The 21,777-nt window shown below is 41.3% G+C and carries 24 protein-coding genes; 23 read left to right on the top strand and 1 reads right to left on the bottom strand.

Annotated features, from left to right (window positions below; genetic code table 11):
- The gene (locus OK344_RS07170; protein WP_265144153.1) at positions 1 to 603 is read left to right on the top strand and encodes an IMPACT family protein; all 603 of its coding nucleotides are present in this window, start codon (positions 1 to 3) and stop codon (positions 601 to 603) included.
- A 1-nt stretch (position 604) separates the two neighbouring features.
- Here the strand turns inward: OK344_RS07170 and OK344_RS07165 are convergent, their stop codons facing one another.
- Positions 605 to 1,312: a zinc metallopeptidase gene (locus tag OK344_RS07165; RefSeq protein WP_265144152.1), complete on the bottom strand. Its 708-nt coding sequence runs from the start codon at positions 1,310 to 1,312 to the stop codon at positions 605 to 607.
- A 110-nt stretch (positions 1,313 to 1,422) separates the two neighbouring features.
- Here OK344_RS07165 and OK344_RS07160 point away from each other — a divergent pair, with 110 nt between their 5' ends.
- From OK344_RS07160 to OK344_RS07055, 22 genes are all read left to right on the top strand, one after another.
- On the top strand, positions 1,423 to 2,550 hold the full coding sequence (locus OK344_RS07160; RefSeq protein WP_265144151.1) for a GNAT family N-acetyltransferase: 1,128 nt from the start codon (positions 1,423 to 1,425) through the stop codon (positions 2,548 to 2,550).
- Positions 2,551 to 2,574: 24 nt separating this feature from the next.
- Positions 2,575 to 2,763 (top strand): hypothetical protein, encoded by a 189-nt coding sequence (locus OK344_RS07155; protein ID WP_265144150.1) that lies wholly within the window; start codon positions 2,575 to 2,577, stop codon positions 2,761 to 2,763.
- Between the two features lie 117 nt (positions 2,764 to 2,880).
- Complete coding sequence (locus tag OK344_RS07150; RefSeq protein ID WP_088469472.1) at positions 2,881 to 3,252, top strand: NADH-quinone oxidoreductase subunit A; 372 nt, start codon at positions 2,881 to 2,883, stop codon at positions 3,250 to 3,252.
- 43 nt (positions 3,253 to 3,295) lie between these two features.
- Entirely contained in the window at positions 3,296 to 3,853 is a 558-nt protein-coding gene (locus OK344_RS07145; RefSeq protein WP_265144149.1) for an NADH-quinone oxidoreductase subunit B, read from the top strand.
- 7 nt (positions 3,854 to 3,860) lie between these two features.
- Positions 3,861 to 4,355 carry an NADH-quinone oxidoreductase subunit C gene (locus OK344_RS07140; RefSeq protein ID WP_088469474.1) on the top strand — a complete coding sequence of 165 codons (495 nt, stop codon included), beginning with the start codon at positions 3,861 to 3,863 and terminating at the stop codon, positions 4,353 to 4,355.
- Between the two features lie 21 nt (positions 4,356 to 4,376).
- The gene (locus OK344_RS07135; protein ID WP_265144148.1) at positions 4,377 to 5,600 is read left to right on the top strand and encodes an NADH-quinone oxidoreductase subunit D; all 1,224 of its coding nucleotides are present in this window, start codon (positions 4,377 to 4,379) and stop codon (positions 5,598 to 5,600) included.
- A gap of 130 nt (positions 5,601 to 5,730) precedes the next feature.
- Positions 5,731 to 6,240: an NADH-quinone oxidoreductase subunit NuoE family protein gene (locus tag OK344_RS07130; RefSeq protein ID WP_088469476.1), complete on the top strand. Its 510-nt coding sequence runs from the start codon at positions 5,731 to 5,733 to the stop codon at positions 6,238 to 6,240.
- A gap of 93 nt (positions 6,241 to 6,333) precedes the next feature.
- Positions 6,334 to 7,689 carry an NADH-quinone oxidoreductase subunit NuoF gene (gene nuoF / locus OK344_RS07125; RefSeq protein WP_088469477.1) on the top strand — a complete coding sequence of 452 codons (1,356 nt, stop codon included), beginning with the start codon at positions 6,334 to 6,336 and terminating at the stop codon, positions 7,687 to 7,689.
- A gap of 1 nt (position 7,690) precedes the next feature.
- Entirely contained in the window at positions 7,691 to 8,551 is an 861-nt protein-coding gene (locus OK344_RS07120; protein WP_265144146.1) for a hypothetical protein, read from the top strand.
- Between the two features lie 26 nt (positions 8,552 to 8,577).
- The gene (locus OK344_RS07115; protein ID WP_265144145.1) at positions 8,578 to 9,579 is read left to right on the top strand and encodes an NADH-quinone oxidoreductase subunit G; all 1,002 of its coding nucleotides are present in this window, start codon (positions 8,578 to 8,580) and stop codon (positions 9,577 to 9,579) included.
- Positions 9,580 to 9,642: 63 nt separating this feature from the next.
- Positions 9,643 to 10,701, top strand: coding sequence for an NADH-quinone oxidoreductase subunit NuoH (gene nuoH / locus OK344_RS07110; RefSeq protein ID WP_088469480.1), 1,059 nt, complete (start codon positions 9,643 to 9,645; stop codon positions 10,699 to 10,701).
- A 57-nt stretch (positions 10,702 to 10,758) separates the two neighbouring features.
- The gene (locus OK344_RS07105) at positions 10,759 to 11,307 is read left to right on the top strand and encodes a NuoI/complex I 23 kDa subunit family protein (RefSeq protein ID WP_088469481.1); all 549 of its coding nucleotides are present in this window, start codon (positions 10,759 to 10,761) and stop codon (positions 11,305 to 11,307) included.
- Positions 11,308 to 11,802, top strand: a complete 495-nt coding sequence (locus OK344_RS07100; RefSeq protein WP_088469482.1) for an NADH-quinone oxidoreductase subunit J family protein — start codon at positions 11,308 to 11,310, stop codon at positions 11,800 to 11,802.
- Between the two features lie 4 nt (positions 11,803 to 11,806).
- Positions 11,807 to 12,136 (top strand): NADH-quinone oxidoreductase subunit NuoK, encoded by a 330-nt coding sequence (nuoK, locus tag OK344_RS07095; protein WP_088469483.1) that lies wholly within the window; start codon positions 11,807 to 11,809, stop codon positions 12,134 to 12,136.
- A 6-nt stretch (positions 12,137 to 12,142) separates the two neighbouring features.
- Positions 12,143 to 14,038: an NADH-quinone oxidoreductase subunit L gene (nuoL, locus tag OK344_RS07090; protein WP_265144144.1), complete on the top strand. Its 1,896-nt coding sequence runs from the start codon at positions 12,143 to 12,145 to the stop codon at positions 14,036 to 14,038.
- A gap of 3 nt (positions 14,039 to 14,041) precedes the next feature.
- Positions 14,042 to 15,535 carry a complex I subunit 4 family protein gene (locus OK344_RS07085; protein ID WP_265144143.1) on the top strand — a complete coding sequence of 498 codons (1,494 nt, stop codon included), beginning with the start codon at positions 14,042 to 14,044 and terminating at the stop codon, positions 15,533 to 15,535.
- A 73-nt stretch (positions 15,536 to 15,608) separates the two neighbouring features.
- Complete coding sequence (locus OK344_RS07080; RefSeq protein WP_265144142.1) at positions 15,609 to 16,988, top strand: NADH-quinone oxidoreductase subunit N; 1,380 nt, start codon at positions 15,609 to 15,611, stop codon at positions 16,986 to 16,988.
- 125 nt (positions 16,989 to 17,113) lie between these two features.
- Complete coding sequence (locus OK344_RS07075) at positions 17,114 to 17,713, top strand: TetR/AcrR family transcriptional regulator (RefSeq protein ID WP_265144141.1); 600 nt, start codon at positions 17,114 to 17,116, stop codon at positions 17,711 to 17,713.
- A 23-nt stretch (positions 17,714 to 17,736) separates the two neighbouring features.
- A complete protein-coding gene (locus OK344_RS07070; RefSeq protein ID WP_265144139.1) occupies positions 17,737 to 18,996 on the top strand; it encodes a TolC family protein in 1,260 nt (419 codons plus the stop codon).
- Positions 18,997 to 19,035: 39 nt separating this feature from the next.
- Positions 19,036 to 20,007 carry an HlyD family secretion protein gene (locus OK344_RS07065; protein ID WP_265144138.1) on the top strand — a complete coding sequence of 324 codons (972 nt, stop codon included), beginning with the start codon at positions 19,036 to 19,038 and terminating at the stop codon, positions 20,005 to 20,007.
- Between the two features lie 33 nt (positions 20,008 to 20,040).
- Positions 20,041 to 20,967 carry an ABC transporter ATP-binding protein gene (locus OK344_RS07060; protein WP_265144137.1) on the top strand — a complete coding sequence of 309 codons (927 nt, stop codon included), beginning with the start codon at positions 20,041 to 20,043 and terminating at the stop codon, positions 20,965 to 20,967.
- 45 nt (positions 20,968 to 21,012) lie between these two features.
- Positions 21,013 to 21,765 (top strand): ABC transporter ATP-binding protein, encoded by a 753-nt coding sequence (locus tag OK344_RS07055; RefSeq protein ID WP_265144136.1) that lies wholly within the window; start codon positions 21,013 to 21,015, stop codon positions 21,763 to 21,765.
- Positions 21,766 to 21,777 lie beyond the last annotated feature (12 nt).

Below are 21,777 nucleotides of genomic sequence, written 5' to 3'. Positions count from 1 at the left end.
TTGGAATTTTCTTTCAATACTATAAAATCACCTGTAGAAAATATTCTTTTAAAAGAAAAAGGAAGCAAATTCATCGGTTTTGCCTTTCCTGTTGATGATGAAGCAGAACTGAAGAAAAGTTTAGAAAAAATACGCGAAGAACACCCGAAAGCTACGCATCACTGCTACGCCTACCGGCTTGGCATAAAAGGTGAAAATTACCGCGCTAATGACGACGGCGAACCTTCCGGAAGTGCAGGCCTGCCAATTTACAATCAACTGTTGGCTCACGAAATAACGAATGTTTTAGTTATTGTGGTTCGGTATTACGGCGGAACAAAACTTGGCGTTTCCGGTCTCGTAAAAACGTATAAAGAGTCTGCAAAAATTACATTGGAGGAAGCAGAAATCGTTAAAAAGCAACTGGAGTCTGAGATTGAAATAAGCTTCGGTTTCAGTCAACAAAACCAAATCTTTACTTTACTCAGTAAATTCGACGGAAGAATCCTGGACTTTCTGTCCGATGAGAAATGTATCATCACCGCTAAAATAAAAACTTCCATAAAAGAAAACATCTCGGAACAACTGTCCGAGATGCAAAATATTTCTTTCCGGTTTAACTAGGTTAATCTCTCCTGCCCATAAGCATCGATGCCCAATACAGCAGCTGTGCCAAAGAACCGAGTGCTGCAACCAGATAAGTTCTTGCCGCCCAAGTTAATGAATCCTTTACCCCAACATATTCTTCTGAAGTAACTGTTCCGGTGTCTTTCAACCATTTCATTGCTCTGTTACTTGCATCATATTCCACCGGCAAAGTCACGAAAGCGAAAAGGGTGGTAACAGCGAACATAGCAACACCAATCGCAAGCACCGTGGTATTTCCGTTAGGATTTTCTATGGTCTGTGTTGCACTCATCAGCACAATACCCGCGATTAATACAAACTGCATAAGGTTTGAACTGATGCTTACAATCGGAACGAGTTTGGAACGAAGCTGAAGCATCGAATATCCTACAGCATGCTGCACCGCGTGTCCGCACTCGTGTGCTGCAACTGCGGCTGCTGCGGCGTTGCGCTGCATATAAACTCCTTCTGAAAGATTCACTGTTTTGTTTACCGGATTATAATGGTCTGTAAGTTGTCCTGGTACTGAAATTACCTGTACATCATGTATTCCGTTATCTCTCAGCATTTTTTCCGCCACTTCTTTTCCGGACATTCCGTTTCTTAAATGAACCTTAGAATAGTGCTCGAATTTAGATTTCAATCTTGCTGAAACCAACCAACTTACGAGCATCGAGAGTCCAATAATTAGATAATAACCTGTCATTTTTTCTTTTTATTTATTAAATGTTCAAACTGTAATTTGAAAGTAAAAAACGTGCCAAAGTTTTTATATTTGTTTTTATCCTTTATCTTTGTTTTTTCAAACAAAACAGCATGTCCGCAATATTAATAAAGGAAGTACAAAGTGTTCAGGATTTAAAAAAATTCATCACTTTTCCTATGGAACTTTACAAAAATAACAAAAATTATGTACCGCCTTTAATCAACGAGGAAAAAAACATCTGGAATCCCGCAGAAAATCCTGCTTTTAAGTATTCCGAGGCCAAACAGTTTCTTGCGGAACGAAACGGAAAGATTGTGGGTAGAATCGCTGTAATAATCAATCATAAGGAAGAAAAAGAATTGGGCATCAGCAAAGTACGCTTCGGTTGGCTCGATTTTATTGACGACCTGGAAGTATCGAAACTTTTAATCGATACTGCTGTGAATTATGCCAAAGAAAGAGGCATAAAAAAAATTGAAGGTCCCATGGGATTTACCAATCTTGACAAATCGGGAATGCTGACAATGGGTTTTGATAAGATTGCAACAATGATCGGCCTTTACAATTTCGAATACTACCCAAAACACATGGAAAAACTTGGGTTGGTTAAAGAAAAAGAATGGGTAGAATTTGAAATGAATTTCCCAACCGTACTGCCGGAAAAAGTTAACAAATTCAGTTCTTTGATTGCACAGAAATACAAACTGAATGTGATTGACTTCAAAAACAAAAAAGAAATTTTACCGCTGGTGGAGCCCATGTTCAAGCTTTTAGACCAGACTTATAATTCGCTCTCCACGTACACCCCGATTTCAGAGGAGCAGATCAAAACTTACCGCGAGAAATACTTCCCTTTCATTGATAAAAATTATGTGATCTGCGTGGAAGATGAAAATCATCAGCTTGTTGCTTTTGCGATTACAATGCCGTCTTATTCCAAAGCCTTGCAGAAATCAAAAGGAAAACTTCTGCCTTTTGGATGGTGGCATTTTCTGCAGGCAGGGAAGAAAAACGACCGCGCGAATTTTTATCTCATCGGCATCCATCCGGAATACCAGCGCCGTGGGGTTACCGCCATTATTTTTAAAGAAATATTCTTAAGATTCAGCAAAATGGGAATTAAGTTTGCTGAAACCAATCCGGAGCTGGAAGAAAACAAAAGCGTACAGGTGCTGTGGCAGGATTATAACCCGGTAAATCACAAGCGGAGAAGAACCTATGCAATGGAAATTCAGTAACAATTATTGTTTAAAATCCTTAAAATGAAAAAACAACTTTCCGTTTATCTGCTTCTTATTGTTGCTTTTATTGTCTACAATCAGTTTTTTCAGGTTGCTGATGAGCGCACCAACAGCCTCATCAATATCCTTTTCGCAAGTTTCCTGTTTTTATACATCGGATATCTGGCTTTTCTCGTACTGAAGCGCATGAAGAACTCAGGAAAGAAATAATTATTTTTACTAATTCTAAATTAACAGGGATTAATTATAAAATTATAATTCTTGGAGTTAAATTTCTTCCTTACATCTTTATTCATTAAATTTGCATATTGAGAAAATAATGTAAGCATGAATATTCCAGAAAACTATCTTCCCATTATCATTCAGTTTGCTGTTGGTTTTGGTTTCGTATTACTCTGTATTTTAGGAACACACTTTTTAGGCCCGCGACAGAAGGCAAGTTCTACTAAAAAAAATGAAAGCTTCGAGTGTGGCGTGGATGTTGAAGGCAATGCCCGGACTCCTTTCTCTGTAAAATACTTTCTTACCGCAATTCTTTTTGTACTTTTCGATATCGAAATTGTATTTTTCTATCCATATGCAGTTAATCTGCGCGAATTTGGTGTAGAAGGATTTTTGGCGGTGCTTACTTTCATCTCCGTATTTTTCCTCGCTTTCATTTACGTATGGAAACGCGGAGCTTTAGACTGGGATAAATAAACCCCATTTTTCGTATTTTAATTAATCTTAAAAGAAAACAAAAATGTCAGATAACAAACCAATTATAAGAATGGATGCTGAACCACCTGAGGGTTTTGAGGGCGAAGGATTTTTCGCAACCAAACTCAGCAGTGTAATAGGCATGGCACGTAAATTTTCGCTATGGCCACTTCCTTTTGCCACTTCATGTTGTGGTATTGAATTTATGGCTGTACTGAACCCGACATACGACGCTTCACGATTTGGGATGGAAAGAAACTCCTTCTCCCCGAGACAGGCAGATATGCTGATGGTTTGCGGAACAATTTCTAAAAAATTAGGACCTGTACTGAAGCAGGTTTATACCCAGATGGCTGAGCCAAGATGGGTGATTGCTGTGGGTGCATGTGCCTCCAGCGGTGGTATTTTCGATACTTACTCTGTACTTCAGGGAATCGATAAAATTATTCCTGTAGATGTGTATGTTCCCGGCTGCCCGCCAAGACCGGAACAGATTATTGAAGGCGTAATGCAGGTACAGGCACTTTGCGAAAACGAAAGTATCCGCAGAAGAGACCTGCCTGAATATAAAAACTTACTGGAATCCTACGGCATAAATTAATTTGGCAATGACAAACGAATTTGTTTTAGAAGCAATTACAAGAGAATTTCCGGATTCAGTAATCTCGCATTCAGAACCATATGATCTTCTTACTTTAGAAATAAAAAAAGAAGACATCAAAAAGGTAATTCACTATCTTAGAGATTCATCTTTAGAAATAAATTTCCTTACAGATATCTGCGGAATTCATTATCCCGAAAATCCGGCAAAAGAAATCGGCGTAATTTATCATCTTCATAACATGATGACCAACTTCAGAATTCGTCTGAAAGCCTTTATGCCAAAAGAAAATGCCGAAGTAGATTCAATGACCGACCTCTATGCCGGTGCTAACTGGATGGAGAGAGAAACTTTCGAATTCTACGGAGTTAAATTTAAAGGCCATCCGGATCTCCGTGTCATCCTTAATATGGAAGATATTGGCTACCACCCGATGCTGAAGGAGTATCGTCTTGAAGATGGTACAAGAACAGATAAAGACGATAAAATGTTCGGAAGATAACCTTAGATCAACGGAAAAATTATGAAAGACAACGCGCTATCAAATATACTCAGCCATAACGACGCAAAGGATAATATCGACGGGCAGCTATATACGCTGAACCTGGGGCCAACGCACCCGGCAACCCACGGTATTTTTCAGAATGTTCTAACGATGGATGGCGAAAGGATTCTGCATTCAGAACAAACCATTGGCTATATTCACCGTGCTTTTGAAAAGATTTCTGAAAGAAGAAACTTTGCACAGATCACTACCCTTACTGACCGGATGAATTATTGCTCGGCCCCAATCAATAATATGGGTTGGCACATGACGGTGGAAAAACTCATCGGCTGCGAAGTTCCGAAACGGGTAGACTACATGAGAGTCATCATGATGGAGTTGGCAAGAATTGCCGACCACATGATTTGTAACGGGGTTATCGCGATGGATGCCGGTGCAATTACAGGCTTAACCTATCTCTTCCAGGAAAGAGAAAAAATATACGAAATGTATGAGCAGATTTGTGGTGCCAGAATGACCACAAACATGGGAAGAATCGGAGGTTTTGAAAGAGATTTCAGTCCTCAGTTCCATGAAATGCTTCAGACATGGTTAAAGAAATTCCCGAAAATCTGGGGAGAATTCTGTGCTTTGAATGAAAGAAACAGAATTTTTATGGACAGAACCATCAAAGCCGGACCGATCTCTGCAGAACGCGCACTGAGCTATGGTTTCACAGGTCCGAACTTACGTGCATCGGGTGTGGATTACGATGTACGTGTGGCAAGTCCTTATTCCTCTTATAACGATTTCGATTTCATTATTCCTATAGGAACTGCCGGTGATACTTATGACCGTTTTATGGTTCGCCAGCAGGAAGTTTGGGAAAGTCTGAAAATCATTGAGCAAGCCTATAAAAATCTCCCGGACGGACCTTTCCACGCAGATGTTCCGGAATTTTATCTGCCGGAAAAAGCCGATGTTTACAATAATATGGAAGCACTTATCTATCACTTTAAAATCGTGATGGGCGAAACTGATGTGCCGAAAGGCGAAGTTTATCATGCTGTAGAAGGTGGAAACGGCGAATTAGGATTCTATCTCGTGAGTGATGGTGGCCGTTCTCCTTACCGACTGCACTTCAGGAGACCATGCTTTATTTACTATCAGGCTTATCCGGAAATGATCAAAGGCGGAATGATTTCCGACGCGATTGTTACCATGTGCAGCATGAACGTAATTGCCGGGGAGCTGGATGCTTAATAAAATTATAAATTTAGGTTATAAATTTTGAATTAATCTAAAAATCAAACATAAAAATTAGATCAATGATAGGATTTTCAGAAAACGATTTCATCTGAAATCTAAAATCTAAAATCTAAAATCTTAAAATATGAGCGAAACTGTTGCTTTTAAACCTGAATCCTTAGAACAGGTACATAAAATTATCGCAAGATATCCTGAAGGGAAGCAAAAATCTGCCCTCATTCCTGTGCTTCACCTTGCGCAGAAAGAATTTGGCGGCTGGCTTGATGTTCCTGTGATGGATTACGTTGCCCAAATTCTCAGTATCAAACCGATTGAAGTGTACGAAGTTGCAACGTTCTACACCATGTTCAACATGAAACCGGTGGGGAAATATGTATTGGAAGTTTGCCGAACCGGCCCTTGCCTTACCAGAGGAAGTGAAAAAATTCTCGATCATATCCGTACCAAACTGAACATTAAAGACGGCGAAACCACTGCGGATGGACTATTTACACTGAAACCTGCAGAATGCCTCGGTGCCTGTGGTTATGCGCCAATGATGCAGCTGGGTAAATTTTATCACGAAAATTTAACAGTTGAAAAAGTTGACGAAATCCTGGAACTCTGCAGACAGGGAGCCGTTGCACTCGACTAAACTGTTGATTTCAGAACCGTAAGGTTTTTATTGAATTTAAAAAAGTAATTACAGGCAAGAAGCCAAAAGCCAATTGCAATAAGCATATAGAAAATGAGTAAAAAACTTTTACTTAAAGACGCGCACATAGAAGGAATCCGTTACTTCGATGTTTACCGCAAACAGGGCGGTTACGAAGCAGTTGAAAAAGCACTGAAAATGACCCCCGACGCCATTGTGGAAGAAGTGAAAACTTCCGGACTACGAGGGCGTGGCGGCGCAGGATTCCCCACAGGAATGAAATGGAGTTTCCTCGCAAAACCCGAAGGCGTCCCAAGATATCTGGTCGTAAATGCCGACGAATCCGAACCGGGAACTTTTAAAGACCGTTACTTAATGGAATTCCTGCCCCATCTTCTGATTGAAGGAATGATTGTTTCTTCATTCGCGTTGGGTGCAAATACATCATACATTTACATCCGTGGTGAATATTCTTGGATTCCCGACATTCTGGAAGAAGCCATTGAAGAAGCAAAGAAAAACGGATTCTTAGGAAAAAATATTTTGGGAACCGGTTACGATCTGGAGATTTACGTTCAGCGCGGTGCCGGTGCATATATCTGCGGTGAAGAAACTGCACTGCTGGAATCGCTGGAAGGTAAAAGAGGGAATCCACGTCTGAAACCGCCATTCCCGGCAGTAAAAGGTCTTTGGGAAAGCCCTACCGTAGTAAACAACGTAGAGACCATTGCAGCTGTAGTGCCTATCATCAACATTACGGGAGCCGAATATGCCAAAATTGGCGTAGGACGTTCTACCGGAACAAAACTGATTTCTGCCTGCGGAAACATAAACAAACCTGGCGTTTACGAAATCGACATGACCATCACCGTAGAAGAATTCATTTATTCAGATGAATACTGCGGCGGAATTCCGAACGGGAAGAAACTTAAAGCCTGTATTCCGGGAGGTTCTTCCGTGCCGATTCTTCCAGCCAATTTATTGCTGAAAACCATTAACGGTGAGCCGAGATATATGAATTATGAATCCCTTTCGGATGGCGGATTTGCAACCGGAACGATGATGGGATCAGGCGGATTTGAAGTACTTGATGAAGACCAGTGTATCGTAGAACACACCATGACGCTGGCAAGATTCTATGCTCACGAAAGTTGTGGACAGTGTACACCATGCCGTGAAGGAACGCCGTGGATGTATAAAATCCTTAAAAAAATAGAAAGCGGAGAAGGAACGCTGGCAGACATCGATTTGCTGTGGGACATCCAGAGAAAAATTGAAGGAAATACCATTTGCCCTTTGGGTGACGCGGCTGCATGGCCTGTTGCCGCGGCAATCCGTCATTTCCGAGATGAGTTTGAATGGCATATTAACAATCCTGAAGCATTAACAAAAAATTACGGTTTAGCCAATTATGCGGATCCAATTCCGGTAGCTGCGAAAGCAGAATAAGATGAAGAAGTTCTTTAAAATTTTTGCATTCCTTTTTCTGGGACTGAACTTGAGTTTTGCCCAGGAAACAGATACAACTCAGGAAATATCTGACGATTTCGACTTTAGTATTAAGCCGATGTCGAAAAAAGGACAGATGTTCGTTTTCTGGGGCTGGAACAGAGCCGCGTTTACTAAGTCTGATATTCACTTTAGAGGAAACGGCTACGATTTCACTTTAGAAAATGTGGCAGCGCACGACAGACCGAGCGAATTAGACTTGGCTTACGTTGATCCGGGGCAAATTTCTAAACCGCAGTTTAACTTCCGGTTGGGATATTTCATTAAGGATAATTTGGCGCTGGTTGTAGGTACAGACCATATGAAATATGTGATGGACCAGGAACAGACCGTAAAGTTTAAAGGAAATATTTCCGATCCGGTATATTCGGCGATGGTACAGAACGGTGAAGTTGATCTCACTGATACAAAATTCCTGACGTTTGAACATACCGACGGACTGAATTATGTAAATGCAGGTTTAGAAAAATATAAACCGCTATTGAGCAAAGAAAAAATAAATGTGATGTGGAGCTACGGCGCAGGCGCAGGTATTCTTTTTCCGAAAAGTAATGTAAAACTTTTCGACAATGAAAGAAGCGACCGTTTTCATGTTGCAGGTTTCGGCCTCGACGCCAGAGCAAATATTAACGCTGTCTTTTGGAAACACTGGATGGCAAGAGTAGAAGGAAAATTAGGCTATATCAACATGCCTGACATAAAAACAACTTTAAACAATAAACCCGATAAGGCATCCCAGGATTTCCTTTTCGGACAGATCAATTTCGGGATTGGTTATACCTTTAATACCCGTAAAAGTTAATTAATTCATTTTTGAATTCATCTATAATGAGCGAAGAAATTAAAAAATTTAAGATCACGATCGACGGACAGACCACTGAGGTTTTGCCCGGAACTTCTATTCTTGAAGCAGCCAGACAGATCGGCGGTAAATCAGTACCTCCGGCAATGTGTTACTACAAACCCCTGGAATCCAGCGGCGGAAGATGCAGAACCTGTCTGGTAGAAGTATCAAAAGGTTCAGATGCAGATTCGCGGCCAATGCCAAAACTGGTAGCAAGCTGCAGAACCGGCGTGATGGATGGTATGGAAGTAAAAAACCTTACCTCCGAAAAAACTCAGGAAGCAAGAAAAGCCGTAACCGAATTTCTGCTTATAAATCACCCTTTAGATTGCCCCGTATGTGACCAGGCCGGCGAATGCCACCTTCAGGATTTGGGTTATGAGCATGGTGTAGAAGCAACCAGAACAGAATTTGAAAGAAGAACTTTCGACCCTGAAGATATCGGTCCGAACATTAAACTTCATATGAATCGCTGTATCCTGTGTGCACGATGCGTTTTGGTAGCCAACCAGCTTACCGAAAATCGTGAGCACGGAATTCTCTTTAGAGGTGACCATGCAGAGATTTCAACGAATTTAAATAAAGCTCTGGACAGTGATTTCATCGGAAACGTAATTGATGTATGTCCTGTAGGAGCATTAACCGACAGAACTGCACGTTTTGCAAGCAGAGTGTGGTTTACCAAACCAATGAACGCCACCTGCAAATGTGATAAATGTGCCGGAAAAGCGGTTGTTTGGATGAAAGGTGAAGAAATCATCAGGGTTACTGCCAGAAAAGACCAGTACGACGAAGTGCAGGATTGGATCTGTGATGAGTGCCGTTTCGAGAAAAAAGACCTAAAACACTGGACGATCGAAGGTCCGAGACATATCGACAGACACTCGGTTATCTCGCTGAACCATTACGAGAAGCCAAAAAATATGGTTAATCTCCTGAACAATCCCGATGCAAAAGAAATCGGTGAAAAAGACGAAATAATTTAATTTGATAATGAGCTGTTTAAAACTGATTTAAAATCAATCTTTAAACCTCAAATGATATAACTTATGGAATTAATTACCTTTAAACTCATTTTAGTACTTGTTCTTTTCGCTGTATCCATGGGCGTAGCAGCCTACTCTACCTGGGGCGAGCGAAAAGTGGCAGCGGCGTTACAGGACAGAATCGGGCCGAACAGAGCCGGACCTTTCGGTCTTTTGCAGCCTTTGGCAGATGGTGGAAAACTCTTTTTTAAAGAAGGTTTCGTACCCCAGAACGCCGACCGATTTCTGTTTTATCTAGGACCTGGGATCACCATGTTCGTCTCTCTGATTACCGGAGCGGTAATTCCGTGGGGTAAATCGCTGAACATCGGCGGAACTTCTTTTGATATTCAGGTGGCCAATATCGATGTTGGCGTACTGTATCTTATCGGAATGGTTTCCATCGGAGTTTACGGAATGATGATCGGTGGTTGGGCCTCCAATAACAAATACTCGCTTATCGGCGCCATCCGTGCTTCGTCGCAGATGATTTCTTATGAGCTGGCTATGGGGCTTTCGCTTCTTGCAATTATTTTAATGGCAGGAAGTCTGGATCTTCACTACATCACTTCTTCACAGGGAACCGGTAAAATCTGGGGCTTAATTCCGGCAGACGGGATGAACTGGAATATTTTCTACCAGCCTTTAGCATTTATCATATTTTTCGTTGCTGCTTTGGCAGAAACCAACCGTCACCCTTTCGATTTGCCGGAATGTGAATCTGAACTCGTAAACGGTTATATGACAGAATATTCATCCATGAACTTTGGGCAATACATGTTCGGGGAATATGTGAATATGTTCATTTCAAATGCATTGATCGCTACCCTGTTTTTCGGAGGATTCAACTATCCTGGGATAAACTGGGTATCTGAAAACTGGGGCGAAAATACGGCAGGTATTTTAAGTATCTTGGCGATGCTTTTTAAAGTGATTATCGGAATCCTGATCTTTATGTGGATCCGCTGGACGATCCCGAGATTCAGATACGACCAGTTGATGCATCTGGGCTGGAAGAGTTTAATTCCTTTAGCCTTAGTAAATCTTGTGATTACTGCTGCTGTAATTGTTTTCTTTACCTAATTAAAAAAGTAAAAGTTGTCATGCTCACGGCTTAGGCCAAGCTAAAACAAAATCAATATGAAACTGACCAACAGATCAAAAGTAGTCTCCAACAAAGAGATGACTTTTATGGAAAGAATATACCTCCCCGAAATCATGAAGGGAATGGCCATTACCCTGAAACACGCTTTGGCGGGTTCCAAAGGGAAAGTTTACTCCTATCCGGAGGTGGAAAAGCCAAGGGCGAAAGTCTGGCGTGGCCTGCACGTTCTGAAACGTGATGAAGAAGGGCGCGAAAGATGTACTGCCTGCGGACTTTGTGCTGTCGCATGTCCAGCAGAAGCAATTACCATGACCGCCGCGGAAAGAACCCGGGAGGAAAAAGACCTGTACCGCGAAGAAAAATATGCAGCGGTGTACGAAATCAACATGCTGCGATGTATTTTCTGTGGGATGTGCGAAGAAGCCTGCCCAAAATCTGCGATTTACCTTACCGACCGTTTGGTGGATGTGGAAACCAACCGCGGAAGCTTCGTGTACGGAAAAGATAAACTGGTTGAAAAAATCAATGAAAGAATTGATATTACAGCGAGACAGAGCGAATTACAAAAAAAATCGGTTAAATAAATGGAACAGATTATATTTTTCTTTGTGGCATTTCTTGCCATTATAAGCGCAGCCTATTTTGTGTTTGCCCGAAACCCGCTCTACTCCATTCTTTCGCTGATTGTAACGTTCTTTTCGATTGCCGCAATGTACGTTTTACTGAATGCTCAGTTTTTAGGAATTGTTCAGGTGATTGTTTACGCAGGGGCGATTATGGTTTTATTCCTCTATATCCTGATGATGCTTAACCTTAACAAAGGCGACGAAAGTAAAAAGCAGAACATCACCAAATTCATCGGGGTTTTTGCTGCAGGAATTCTTTTAATCGGAATTCTGGGTGCTTTCAAAGGACTGAACGCGACGACTTTCGGAACCGGTGCAGATTCATCCATCGGGTTGACCAAAAACCTCGGAAGATTATTGTTTAACGAATATGTATTGCCATTCGAACTGGCTTCAATCCTCATCCTGGCAGGAATTGTAGGTGCTGTGCTTATCGGTAAAAAAGATTTATAGTATTATGGGAGAAATAAATTCATTTATACAGACCGTACCGCTCGAGTATTTTATTATACTGAGTTCTGTACTTTTCTGTCTTGGAGTTTTAGGCGTTCTAATCCGCAAAAACGCCATCATTATTTTGGGTTGTGTAGAGTTGATGCTGAATTCTGTAAATCTGCTTCTGGCTGCATTTTCAAGCTACAAAGGCGATGGAAACGGTCAAATCCTGGTGTTCTTCATCATGGTGGTTGCTGCGGCAGAAGTTGCGATCGGTTTGGCAATTATCGCAATGATTTACCGCAATACGAAATCGGTAGACATCAGTATTTTTAATAAATTAAGAGGATAATATAGGATGGAAAATTTAGTTTACGCAATTATACTTTTACCCTTATTCGGATTTCTGATCAACGGTCTTTTTGGAAAAAGTCTGCCGAAGATGGTGGTAGGAAGTATCGCAACACTCGTGGTTTTTGCCTCTTTCTGTATTGCTGTCAGTTTATTTTTAAAATTCGATGCAGATTCGCAGCCTGTAATTGTAAGGGCTTTTGAATGGTTCAGGGTTAACGGAATCCAGGTGAATTTTAGTTTCCAGATCGATCAGCTGTCATTAATGATGATCATGATTATCACGGGAATCGGATCACTGATTCACCTCTACTCCATCGGTTACATGAGCCACGACAAAGGCTTTTATAAATTCTTTGCTTACCTGAATCTGTTCATCTTCTCCATGCTCCTTTTGGTGATGGGCAGCAATTATTTGATCCTTTTCATCGGTTGGGAAGGTGTAGGTTTGTGCTCTTATCTGCTCATCGGTTTCTGGTATACCAATAAAGAATATGGTGCGGCGGCAAGAAAAGCCTTCATCATGAACAGAATTGGTGACCTTGGAATGATTATCGGGATTTTAATGATTGCTTATCAGACCAACGCGGTTGATTTTCTTTCTGTAGCTCAAAACTCTTCAAAATTTGAACTGGATTCACCGGTAATCATCTTTATTACAGCGAGTTTATTTATCGGAGCCATGGGAAAATCTGCACAGGTTCCGCTATTTACCTGGTTACCGGATGCAATGGCTGGTCCAACACCGGTTTCTGCGTTAATCCACGCGGCAACCATGGTTACTGCCGGGATCTATTTGGTGGTAAGATCAAATTTCCTTTTCTCGCTTGCTCCTACGACCATGGACGGAATCCTGTTTATCGGGCTTCTTACCGCTTTGGTTGCAGCGTTTATCGGTCTCAGACAAAATGATATTAAAAAAGTTTTAGCCTACTCTACGGTTTCGCAATTAGGATTTATGTTTGTTGCACTGGGAGTTGGCGCATATACTACCGCAATGTTCCACCTGATGACGCATGCGTTCTTCAAAGCGTTGCTGTTCTTAGGTGCAGGTTCGGTAATCCACGCCATGAGCGGCGAACAGGACATGCGATTTATGGGTGGTTTGAAAAGCAAAATTAAAGTTACACATATTACTTCCCTTATTGGAACACTTGCGATTTCAGGTTTCCCGTTCCTTTCGGGGATGATTTCCAAAGATGAAATCTTAACCAATGTTTACGGTAAAAACCCGGTGCTTTGGGTAATCCTGTTCCTGGTAGCCACGCTTACAGCGATTTATATGTTCAGAATGTATTACCTGACCTTCCATGGAGAATTCAGAGGAACTGAAGAACAGAAACATCACGTTCATGAAAGTCCATCGAACATGACGATTCCTTTGATTGTTCTGGCGGTGTTATCAGTAGTTGGCGGTTTCATCAACCTACCCCACTTCATCGGTCACGGTAATTATGCAAAGCTTGACCAATGGTTGAAATCTATCTACGTTTATGATCTTGAACTTCCGGAAGTGAATTTTGGAACCGAAATGATCCTTCTTGCATTAACGGTCCTCATGTTCTTCATCGTTTGGTTCGTCGTGAAAAACATTTATGTAAACAAGAAAAAAATGGCTTTGCCGGATGAAAAATATACCGGCTGGGAAAGACTTTCGAACAGAAAACTCTTCCTGGACGAACTTAATAATGCAACCTTCGTAAGGTTTATTGAAGGTTTGGGTGTTGGTGGAAATATGTTCGATAAAGGCGTGCTGAATCGGTTTGTAGATTTCATCGGAAGCGGCGCTGAAGATTCAGGACGGGCAGCAAAAAGACTCCAGAACGGAAACGTGGAGAATTATGTGCTCATCATGTCTCTGGCGATCGGAATTATTTTAATTGTTAACTTTATATTACAATAGTAAATGTCGTATCTATTATTAACATTGTTACTATTACCTCTCGTAGGTTCTGCAGTGGTATTCGCGTGGAAAAACTCCGCAAGTAAATATTTGGCACTGGGATTTGCATTTGTGCAAATGTTTATCTCATTTTATATGCTGGCACATTTCGATTCCACGCCTACAGTGGACGGAGTTCTGCAGTATGAAATCAATTATCCCTGGTCGCAGTTTATCAAAAGTAACCTGCATTTCGGGATCGATGGGATGAGCATGGTGCTGTTGCTGCTTACCAATATTTTAACGCCACTCATCATTCTGTCTTCCTTTAATGAGAAACCTGGGTACAGGAATACTTTTTACGGACTTATTCTATTGATGCAGTTTGGTTTAATCGGAGTTTTCACTGCACTTGACGGTTTGCTGTTCTATATTTTCTGGGAAGTTACCCTTATCCCAATCTGGTTAATCGCCGGAATCTGGGGTCAGGAAAACAAGAAGATTGCGTTCACAACCAGGTTCTTTGTTTACACTTTCGTAGGATCATTATTCATGCTGATCGGGCTGATTTACGTGTACACCCATTCCGCGTCTTTTGCACTAACCGACCTTTACAACGCCAACCTGAACACATCTGAGCAGACTGTCATATTCTGGTTCATCTTCTTTGCTTTTGCGGTGAAGCTACCGATATTCCCATTCCACTCCTGGCAGCCGGATACCTACACGTATTCACCAACCCAGGGGACCATGCTTCTTTCGGGAATCATGCTGAAAATGGCAGTGTACGGACTTTTAAGATATCTGTTACCGATAACACCGGACCCAATTTTAGGAATTTCAGGACAAATTGTTTTGGTTCTTGCCATCGTAGGTATTGTTCACGGTGCACTGATTGCCATTGTGCAGAACGACTCAAAACGTCTTATCGCCTATTCATCGTTATCACACGTTGGATTAATGGTGGCAGGTATTATGGCATCAGCTATTTTAACGGTAAAAGGTACGTTGATGACTGAAGGTGGCGAAGGAGCAATGGTACAGGCTTTCGCTCACGGGATTAATGTTGTAGGTCTTTTTTACTGTGCTGATATTCTTTATAAAAGATTCAAAACAAGAGATATCCGTCAAATGGGTGGTTTGGCTAAGGTTGCACCGAAATTTGCCGTTCTTTTCCTTGTAATTTTACTTGGTTCTGTAGGACTTCCTTTAACCAATGGTTTTATCGGGGAGTTTATTCTGATTAAATCTGTTTTCGATTATAGCAAACTCGCAGCCGTATTTGCCGGCCTTACCATGATTCTGTCCGCAGTTTATCTTTTAAGATTCTACGGAAAAGCGATGTTCGGTGAAGGAGATGAAAGTGTTTTATCTTCTGCGAAAGACTTATCGGGTGTAGAATTTACGGTGCTGGCAAGTTTGGCGGTATTTGTAATTCTGCTGGGACTTTTCCCACAGCCTCTTATCGAAATGGTAAACAGTTCACTGAAGTTTATTTTTACTTCGATGATGAACTAAGAAAATAATTTTAAATATTTAAGAAAGAGAAAGAACCTCAGATCTCGAATTTCAAATCTCAAATCTAAACTAAATGAGCGTTTTAATCATCATATTCCTTACTGCAGTTGCCGCATTATTTGCAGGGGTTTTTGAACAGGGAAAATTTTCAAGATACATCAGTATTCTTGGGCTTCTCGTGGCATTTTATGTAAGTTTTTTACCTGAAGCGGAATTCTTTAACCAGTACAAATCGATGTTCGACTATACCGTAAACGCGGCTCTTTTCACAAAGATTGCTATTGTCATCACGATTCTGCTCTTCTTTTTGGGAGGTTTTTCATTCAGCAACCACCGCAGCCACCAATCAGAGCTCTATGCGCTGATGCTTTTTGCGCTTTGTGGCGGTATTGTGCTTTTCGGATTCCAGAATTTGGTAACCCTATTTTTGGGTATTGAGATTCTATCTATTCCGCTTTACGTATTGGCCGGAAGTAACAAAACAGATTTACGCTCCAATGAAGCTTCGGTTAAATATTTCCTGATGGGTGCACTTGCCACCGGATTTCTTTTATTCGGTATTGCCTTGGTTTACGGCAGCAGCGGCAGCTTCGATCTATACAAAATTCATCAGTTTTCACTTGAAAACTCCAAGGATCTGATGTTTAATGCAGGTGCAGTATTAATGTTGGTTGCCCTGGCATTTAAAGTTTCCATGGCGCCGTTCCATATGTGGAGTCCCGATGTTTACCAGGGTTCACCTTCCCTCATTACCGCGTTTATGATGTCGGTTGTAAAAATTTCTGCATTTTTTGCTTTCTTCAAAGTAATGTCGATCGGCTTTTTCGGAATCACCGGAGAATGGATTAACATCGTTGGCGTTCTCATTATCATCACCCTGTTTTTAGCCAACGTAATGGGACTTGCGCAAAGCAATGCGAAAAGGATGCTGGCTTACTCATCGGTTTCTCACGTAGGTTACCTTGGTCTTATTTTCTTTGGACTTAATAATTTATCTGCATACAATCTTGCTTTTTATCTTTTTGCTTACTCACTGGCAACGATTGGCGTGATGATGTGCTTAATCTGGGTTGAAAAACTGAAACGCGAAACTTCTTACAACGCATTCAAAGGATTGGCACATACCGAACCGCTATTGGCAGTTGCCGCAGCTATTTCGATGCTTTCTATGGCCGGAATTCCGTTAACAGCTGGTTTCATGGGAAAATTCTCCATCTTTGCACAGGCGATAGAAACCACTCCTTTCCTTGTTTTGGTGGCAGTATTGGGTTCCGCGATCTCCATTGCTTACTATTTAAGACTCATCATGGTGATGTTCTTCCCAAAAGAAAGCAGTTTCAAAACTTCTGAAAGAGTTCCGTTAACCTATAATATCGTTGCGGTTTTCATTATTGCCGCACTTTTGGTTTTAGGAATTTTCCCGGATCTTTTCGCAACACAGTTTGGGATGTAAAGATTTCCGCAATAAAATATAAAACGCAGTTCTTTTGAGCTGCGTTTTTTTTTAGGCCAAAAAATATTTTAATCATTTGATTAAATCAAAATATTAATCTTAACTTTGCTGAAATAATTTTAGTCATGGATTCCGAAAAAGACATTTCAACCGAAGAAAAAATCCTTATTTCAGCTTCAAAGGTTTTTACTGAAAAAGGATTCTCCGGAACACGGACAAGAGATATTGCAGAAGAAGCCGGAATTAATCTGGCATTGCTGAATTATTATTTCCGCAGCAAGGAAAAACTTTTTGAGCAGGTGATGAAAGTAAAAATTGTTCTCCTATTCGGTAAGATTATTCCCATCATTACCAGCGAAAAAATAAGTATTGAAGAAAAAATAGATCTTGTAAGTGAAAAATATTTCGAGATTTTGTCTAAAAATTCCAACCTTCCCCTTTTCGTCCTCAGTGAAATTCAGAAAAAACCTTCTAATATCACTTCGCTGATTCCGGTCGATCAGTTTCTGAAAACTTCAGTCCTCCTCAAACAGATCAGGGAAAAGAAACCCGACCTTAATCCTCTTCACTTTATTGTTAATTTCCTGAGTATGACTGCCTTTCCTTATATCGGGAAGCCCATTCTTAAAAATTTCAACATCCTGAGCGATGAGGAGTTTCAAAAATTTGTTGCAGAGCGTAAGACTTTAGTTCCACTCTGGACTAAAATGATTCTTAACAGCTAACGATTTCATTTAAATCCTCTGAAATGAAAACATTAAAATACCTGATACTCCCCGCTTTTCTGCTCCATCTTTCGCTCAATGCTCAGGAATCAGTGACTTTGGAGGAAGTCCAGGAGCTTGCGAAAAATAACTATCCGCTTATCAAAAGAAATGCACTCCTTGAAAAGACACGAGATTATACCGTAGAAAACGTTTCAAAAGGCTGGCTGCCTCAGATTAGCGTTGTGGGCCAGGCCACTTACCAGAACGAAGTGACCCAACTGCCCTTCTCACTTCCCAACAGTTTGGTGGAACCGCTGAGCAAGGACCAGTATAAAGTTTACGCCGATATTCAACAGACGGTTTATGATGGCGGAATGATTTCTGATCAGAAGAAACTGGCAAAAATTCAGTCAGAAACCGAGATTCAGAAAAACCAAGTCGAGCTCGATAAACTTGAAGAAAGAATCAACCAGATTTATTTCGGCATTCTTCAAAGCCAGGAACAGCTGCAGCAAACTGAAATCACAAAAAACGACATCGAAAACGGCTTGAAAAAAGCCAGTGCACAGCTGGAATATGGTACCATCTTCAGAAGTCAGGTTGATGTGCTGAAAGCACAGTTGATCGGATTGGAACAGCGACAGATTGAAATACAGTCACTCCGAAAAAATTTAATCGAAACCCTTTCTCTGTTTACCAAAAAAGATTTCAGTGAAAATACAGTTTTCGAAACACCGGCGAAACTGCTGTTCACCGGAGAAAACAACCGATCCGAACTGAAACTTTTCACCCTTCAGCAACAGATGCTGGAAACTCAGAAGTCTCTTGTGGAATCTAAAAACCTTCCCAAACTTGGAGCTTTTTTCCAGGGCGGATATGGCAAGCCGGGCTTCAATATGCTTATAAATGAATTCGATATTTTCTATATCGGCGGCCTACGACTACAGTTTCCCATTTCCGGATTATATACCAAAAAAAATGACCTTGCGCTGCTCAATACCCAGCAACAGGATCTGGAAATTCAGAAAGAAAACTTTCTCTTTAACCAAAATTTTTCCACTATCCGGAACAATGAAGAATTGGATAAACTACAGAAACTTATTCAGAAAGATGAAGAACTCATCGCATTAAGGCAAAGCATTAAAAATGCCAGTCTTGCACAACTTGAAAACGGGGTCCTCAACACCAGCGACTATCTTCGTGAAGTAAATGCCGAAGAACAGGCCAGAATTCAGAAAATGACTCATGAGATTCAGTTTCTCTTAACCCAGTATAACCAAAAGGCCCAGCTTAATAACTGAAAATTTCAGCGTTGAAAATGAACATCAAAATTTACCGTTATGAATAAATATATCCTTCTACTGTTTTTGATGACTGTAATGGCCTGTTCGAGGTCAGTAGCGACATACGACGCTTCCGGAACTTTTGAAGCCGAAGAAATTATGGTCACCGCCAAAGCCACCGGTACGATTCTGAAACTCGAGGTGGAGGAAGGTCAGCAACTCGCTCTTCATGAAAAAGTAGGCGAAATTGATCCAAAAACCATAGAACTTCAGAAAGAACAGGTCATCGCCAGCATAGATGCTTTGGAACAGAAAACAGGTTCTGCAGTTCCACAAATCCAGGTATTGCAAACCCAAATATCAGCCCAGTCTGCTAATGTTTCCGTGCTTCAGGAACAGTTTCGTAACGCAGTTCGCGAACGTGACAGAACCGCCAATCTCGTCGCAAGAGATGCTGCCACCCGAAAGCAACTGGATGATGCCAACGGACAGATCCTTGTCTTACAGAAACAGATTTCGGCAGCACGCACTCAACTTAGTACCCTTCAACAGCAGATTTCAGCGGCGAAAGAAAATGTATCCATTCAGAACCGCGCCATCTTAAGCGAAAGAAAACCTACCCAGAAAAAAGTAGAACAAATGGATGAGCAACTAAAAAACAACACGATTGAAAGTCCGATTGCAGGAATGGTGCTCACCAAATACATGAACGAAGGCGAATTTGCCATGACCGGAAAACCTGTTTTCAAAATGGCAGATCTGGATCTGATGATCTTAAAAATCTTTATCACAGGAGATCAGCTGGCGCAGGTAAAAACCGGTCAGCAGGTTAAAGTTTTCATCGACATGAGTGAAGGAAAAACAAAAGAACTTCCCGGAACGGTATACTGGATCAGTCCCAAAGCCGAATTCACCCCAAAAACCATTCAGACCAAAAATGAGCGGGCCAACCTTGTATACGCCGCCAAAATACATGTGAAGAACGACGGCCTCCTGAAAATCGGGATGTACGGTGATGTAAAGTTTTAAGAGCCTGGTAAAAAGTCAAAAGAATCAGCTGAAATGAAATCCATCAAAGTCAATAACCTTACAAAGATCTATGGCAAGAAAAATGAAAAGATTCTTGCAGTGAATGATGTGAGTTTTGATGTGAATCCGGGAGAAATTTTTGGGCTTATCGGTCCAGATGGTGCAGGAAAAACCACCATTTTTAGAATGCTGACCACTGTTTTGTTGCCCGATTCCGGCTCCGCTACAGTTGAAGGACTCGACATGGTGAAGGAGTATAAAAAAATACGCCGGATTCTGGGTTATATGCCCGGGAAATTTTCTTTGTATCAGGATTTGACAGTGGAAGAAAACCTGAATTTCTTTGCCAGTATTTTCAATACAACAATCAATGAAAACTATCATCTCATTAAAGATATTTATATTCAGATTGAACCTTTTAAAGACCGGAAAGCCGGCGCTCTGTCCGGTGGAATGAAACAGAAACTGGCCCTCTGCTGTGCACTGATTCATAAACCCAAGGTTTTATTCCTGGATGAACCCACAACGGGTGTGGATCCGGTATCGCGGAAAGAATTCTGGGAAATGCTTCAGCGTCTGAAAAAACAGGGCATCACCATGGTAGTAGCAACACCGTATATGGATGAAGCCTCACTTTGCGACCGGATCGCCTTATTCCAGCATGGAAAAATCCTCTCTATTGACACTCCGGAGCAGATCAGTGAAAGTTTCCCCGATTTGCTTTTTGAAGTGAAAGCAGGTAGAACTTCCGCTGTATTGCGCGCACTGGAGAATTTCAAACCGAAAAAAAACGGATATGCTTATGGAGAATCCGTGCATTTGACGGCAGACCGAAATGAAGATTTCAACACCTCAATTCTAACAGACTATCTAAAAAACGAAGGGTTTACAGACATTGAGATAAAACCTGTAAAAGCAAGTATTGAGGACAGTTTTATAAGACTTCTTTCAGACAGGTGAAAGTTGTAAATGAGATTTGAACTTTCAATCGTGAAATACAAAAGAATGAATTCCAAAGAAAAGCATATCGCCATAAAAGCAGAAAACATAACCAAGGTCTTCGGAGATTTCACAGCGGTGGATCATATCAGTTTTGAGGTGGAAAAGGGAGAAATATTCGGTTTTCTGGGAGCGAACGGTGCCGGAAAAACTACCGCGATGCGCATGTTCTGCGGACTTTCGGTCCCGACTTCGGGGACGGCAACGGTGGCAGGTTTTGATGTTTATAAAGAAACCGAAAAAATCAAGAAAAACATCGGATACATGAGTCAGAAATTCTCACTTTACGGCAACCTTACAGTAGCCGAAAACCTGAATTTCTTCGGCGGCGTCTACGGAATTCCACGCAAAGAACTCAAAGCCAAATGTAACGAACTGCTGCAAAAACTTAATCTGGAAGATGAAAAAAACAAGCTGGTCGGCGAACTTCCTTTAGGCTGGAAACAGAAACTTGCCTTTTCTGTAGCTGTATTCCACAATCCGCAGATCGTATTTCTGGATGAACCTACCGGCGGTGTGGATCCTGTAACCAGACGGCAGTTCTGGAAGCTGATTTATGAAGCTTCAGAACGTGGAATAACAGTTTTCGTAACGACACATTATATGGATGAAGCGGAATACTGCGACCGTGTTTCGATCATGGTTGACGGAAAAATTGCAGCACTTGATACACCTTCAAATCTCAAAAAACAGTTCAGCTCCCAAACGATGGATGAAGTGTTTTATGAACTGGCGCGCGGCGCAAAACCATCGGAATAATTAATTAAATGA

This window comes from Kaistella yananensis, from assembly GCF_026107505.2.
GTDB classification, from domain to species: Bacteria; Bacteroidota; Bacteroidia; order Flavobacteriales; family Weeksellaceae; genus Kaistella; species Kaistella yananensis.
This window is presented reverse-complemented; position numbering and strand designations above follow the sequence as displayed.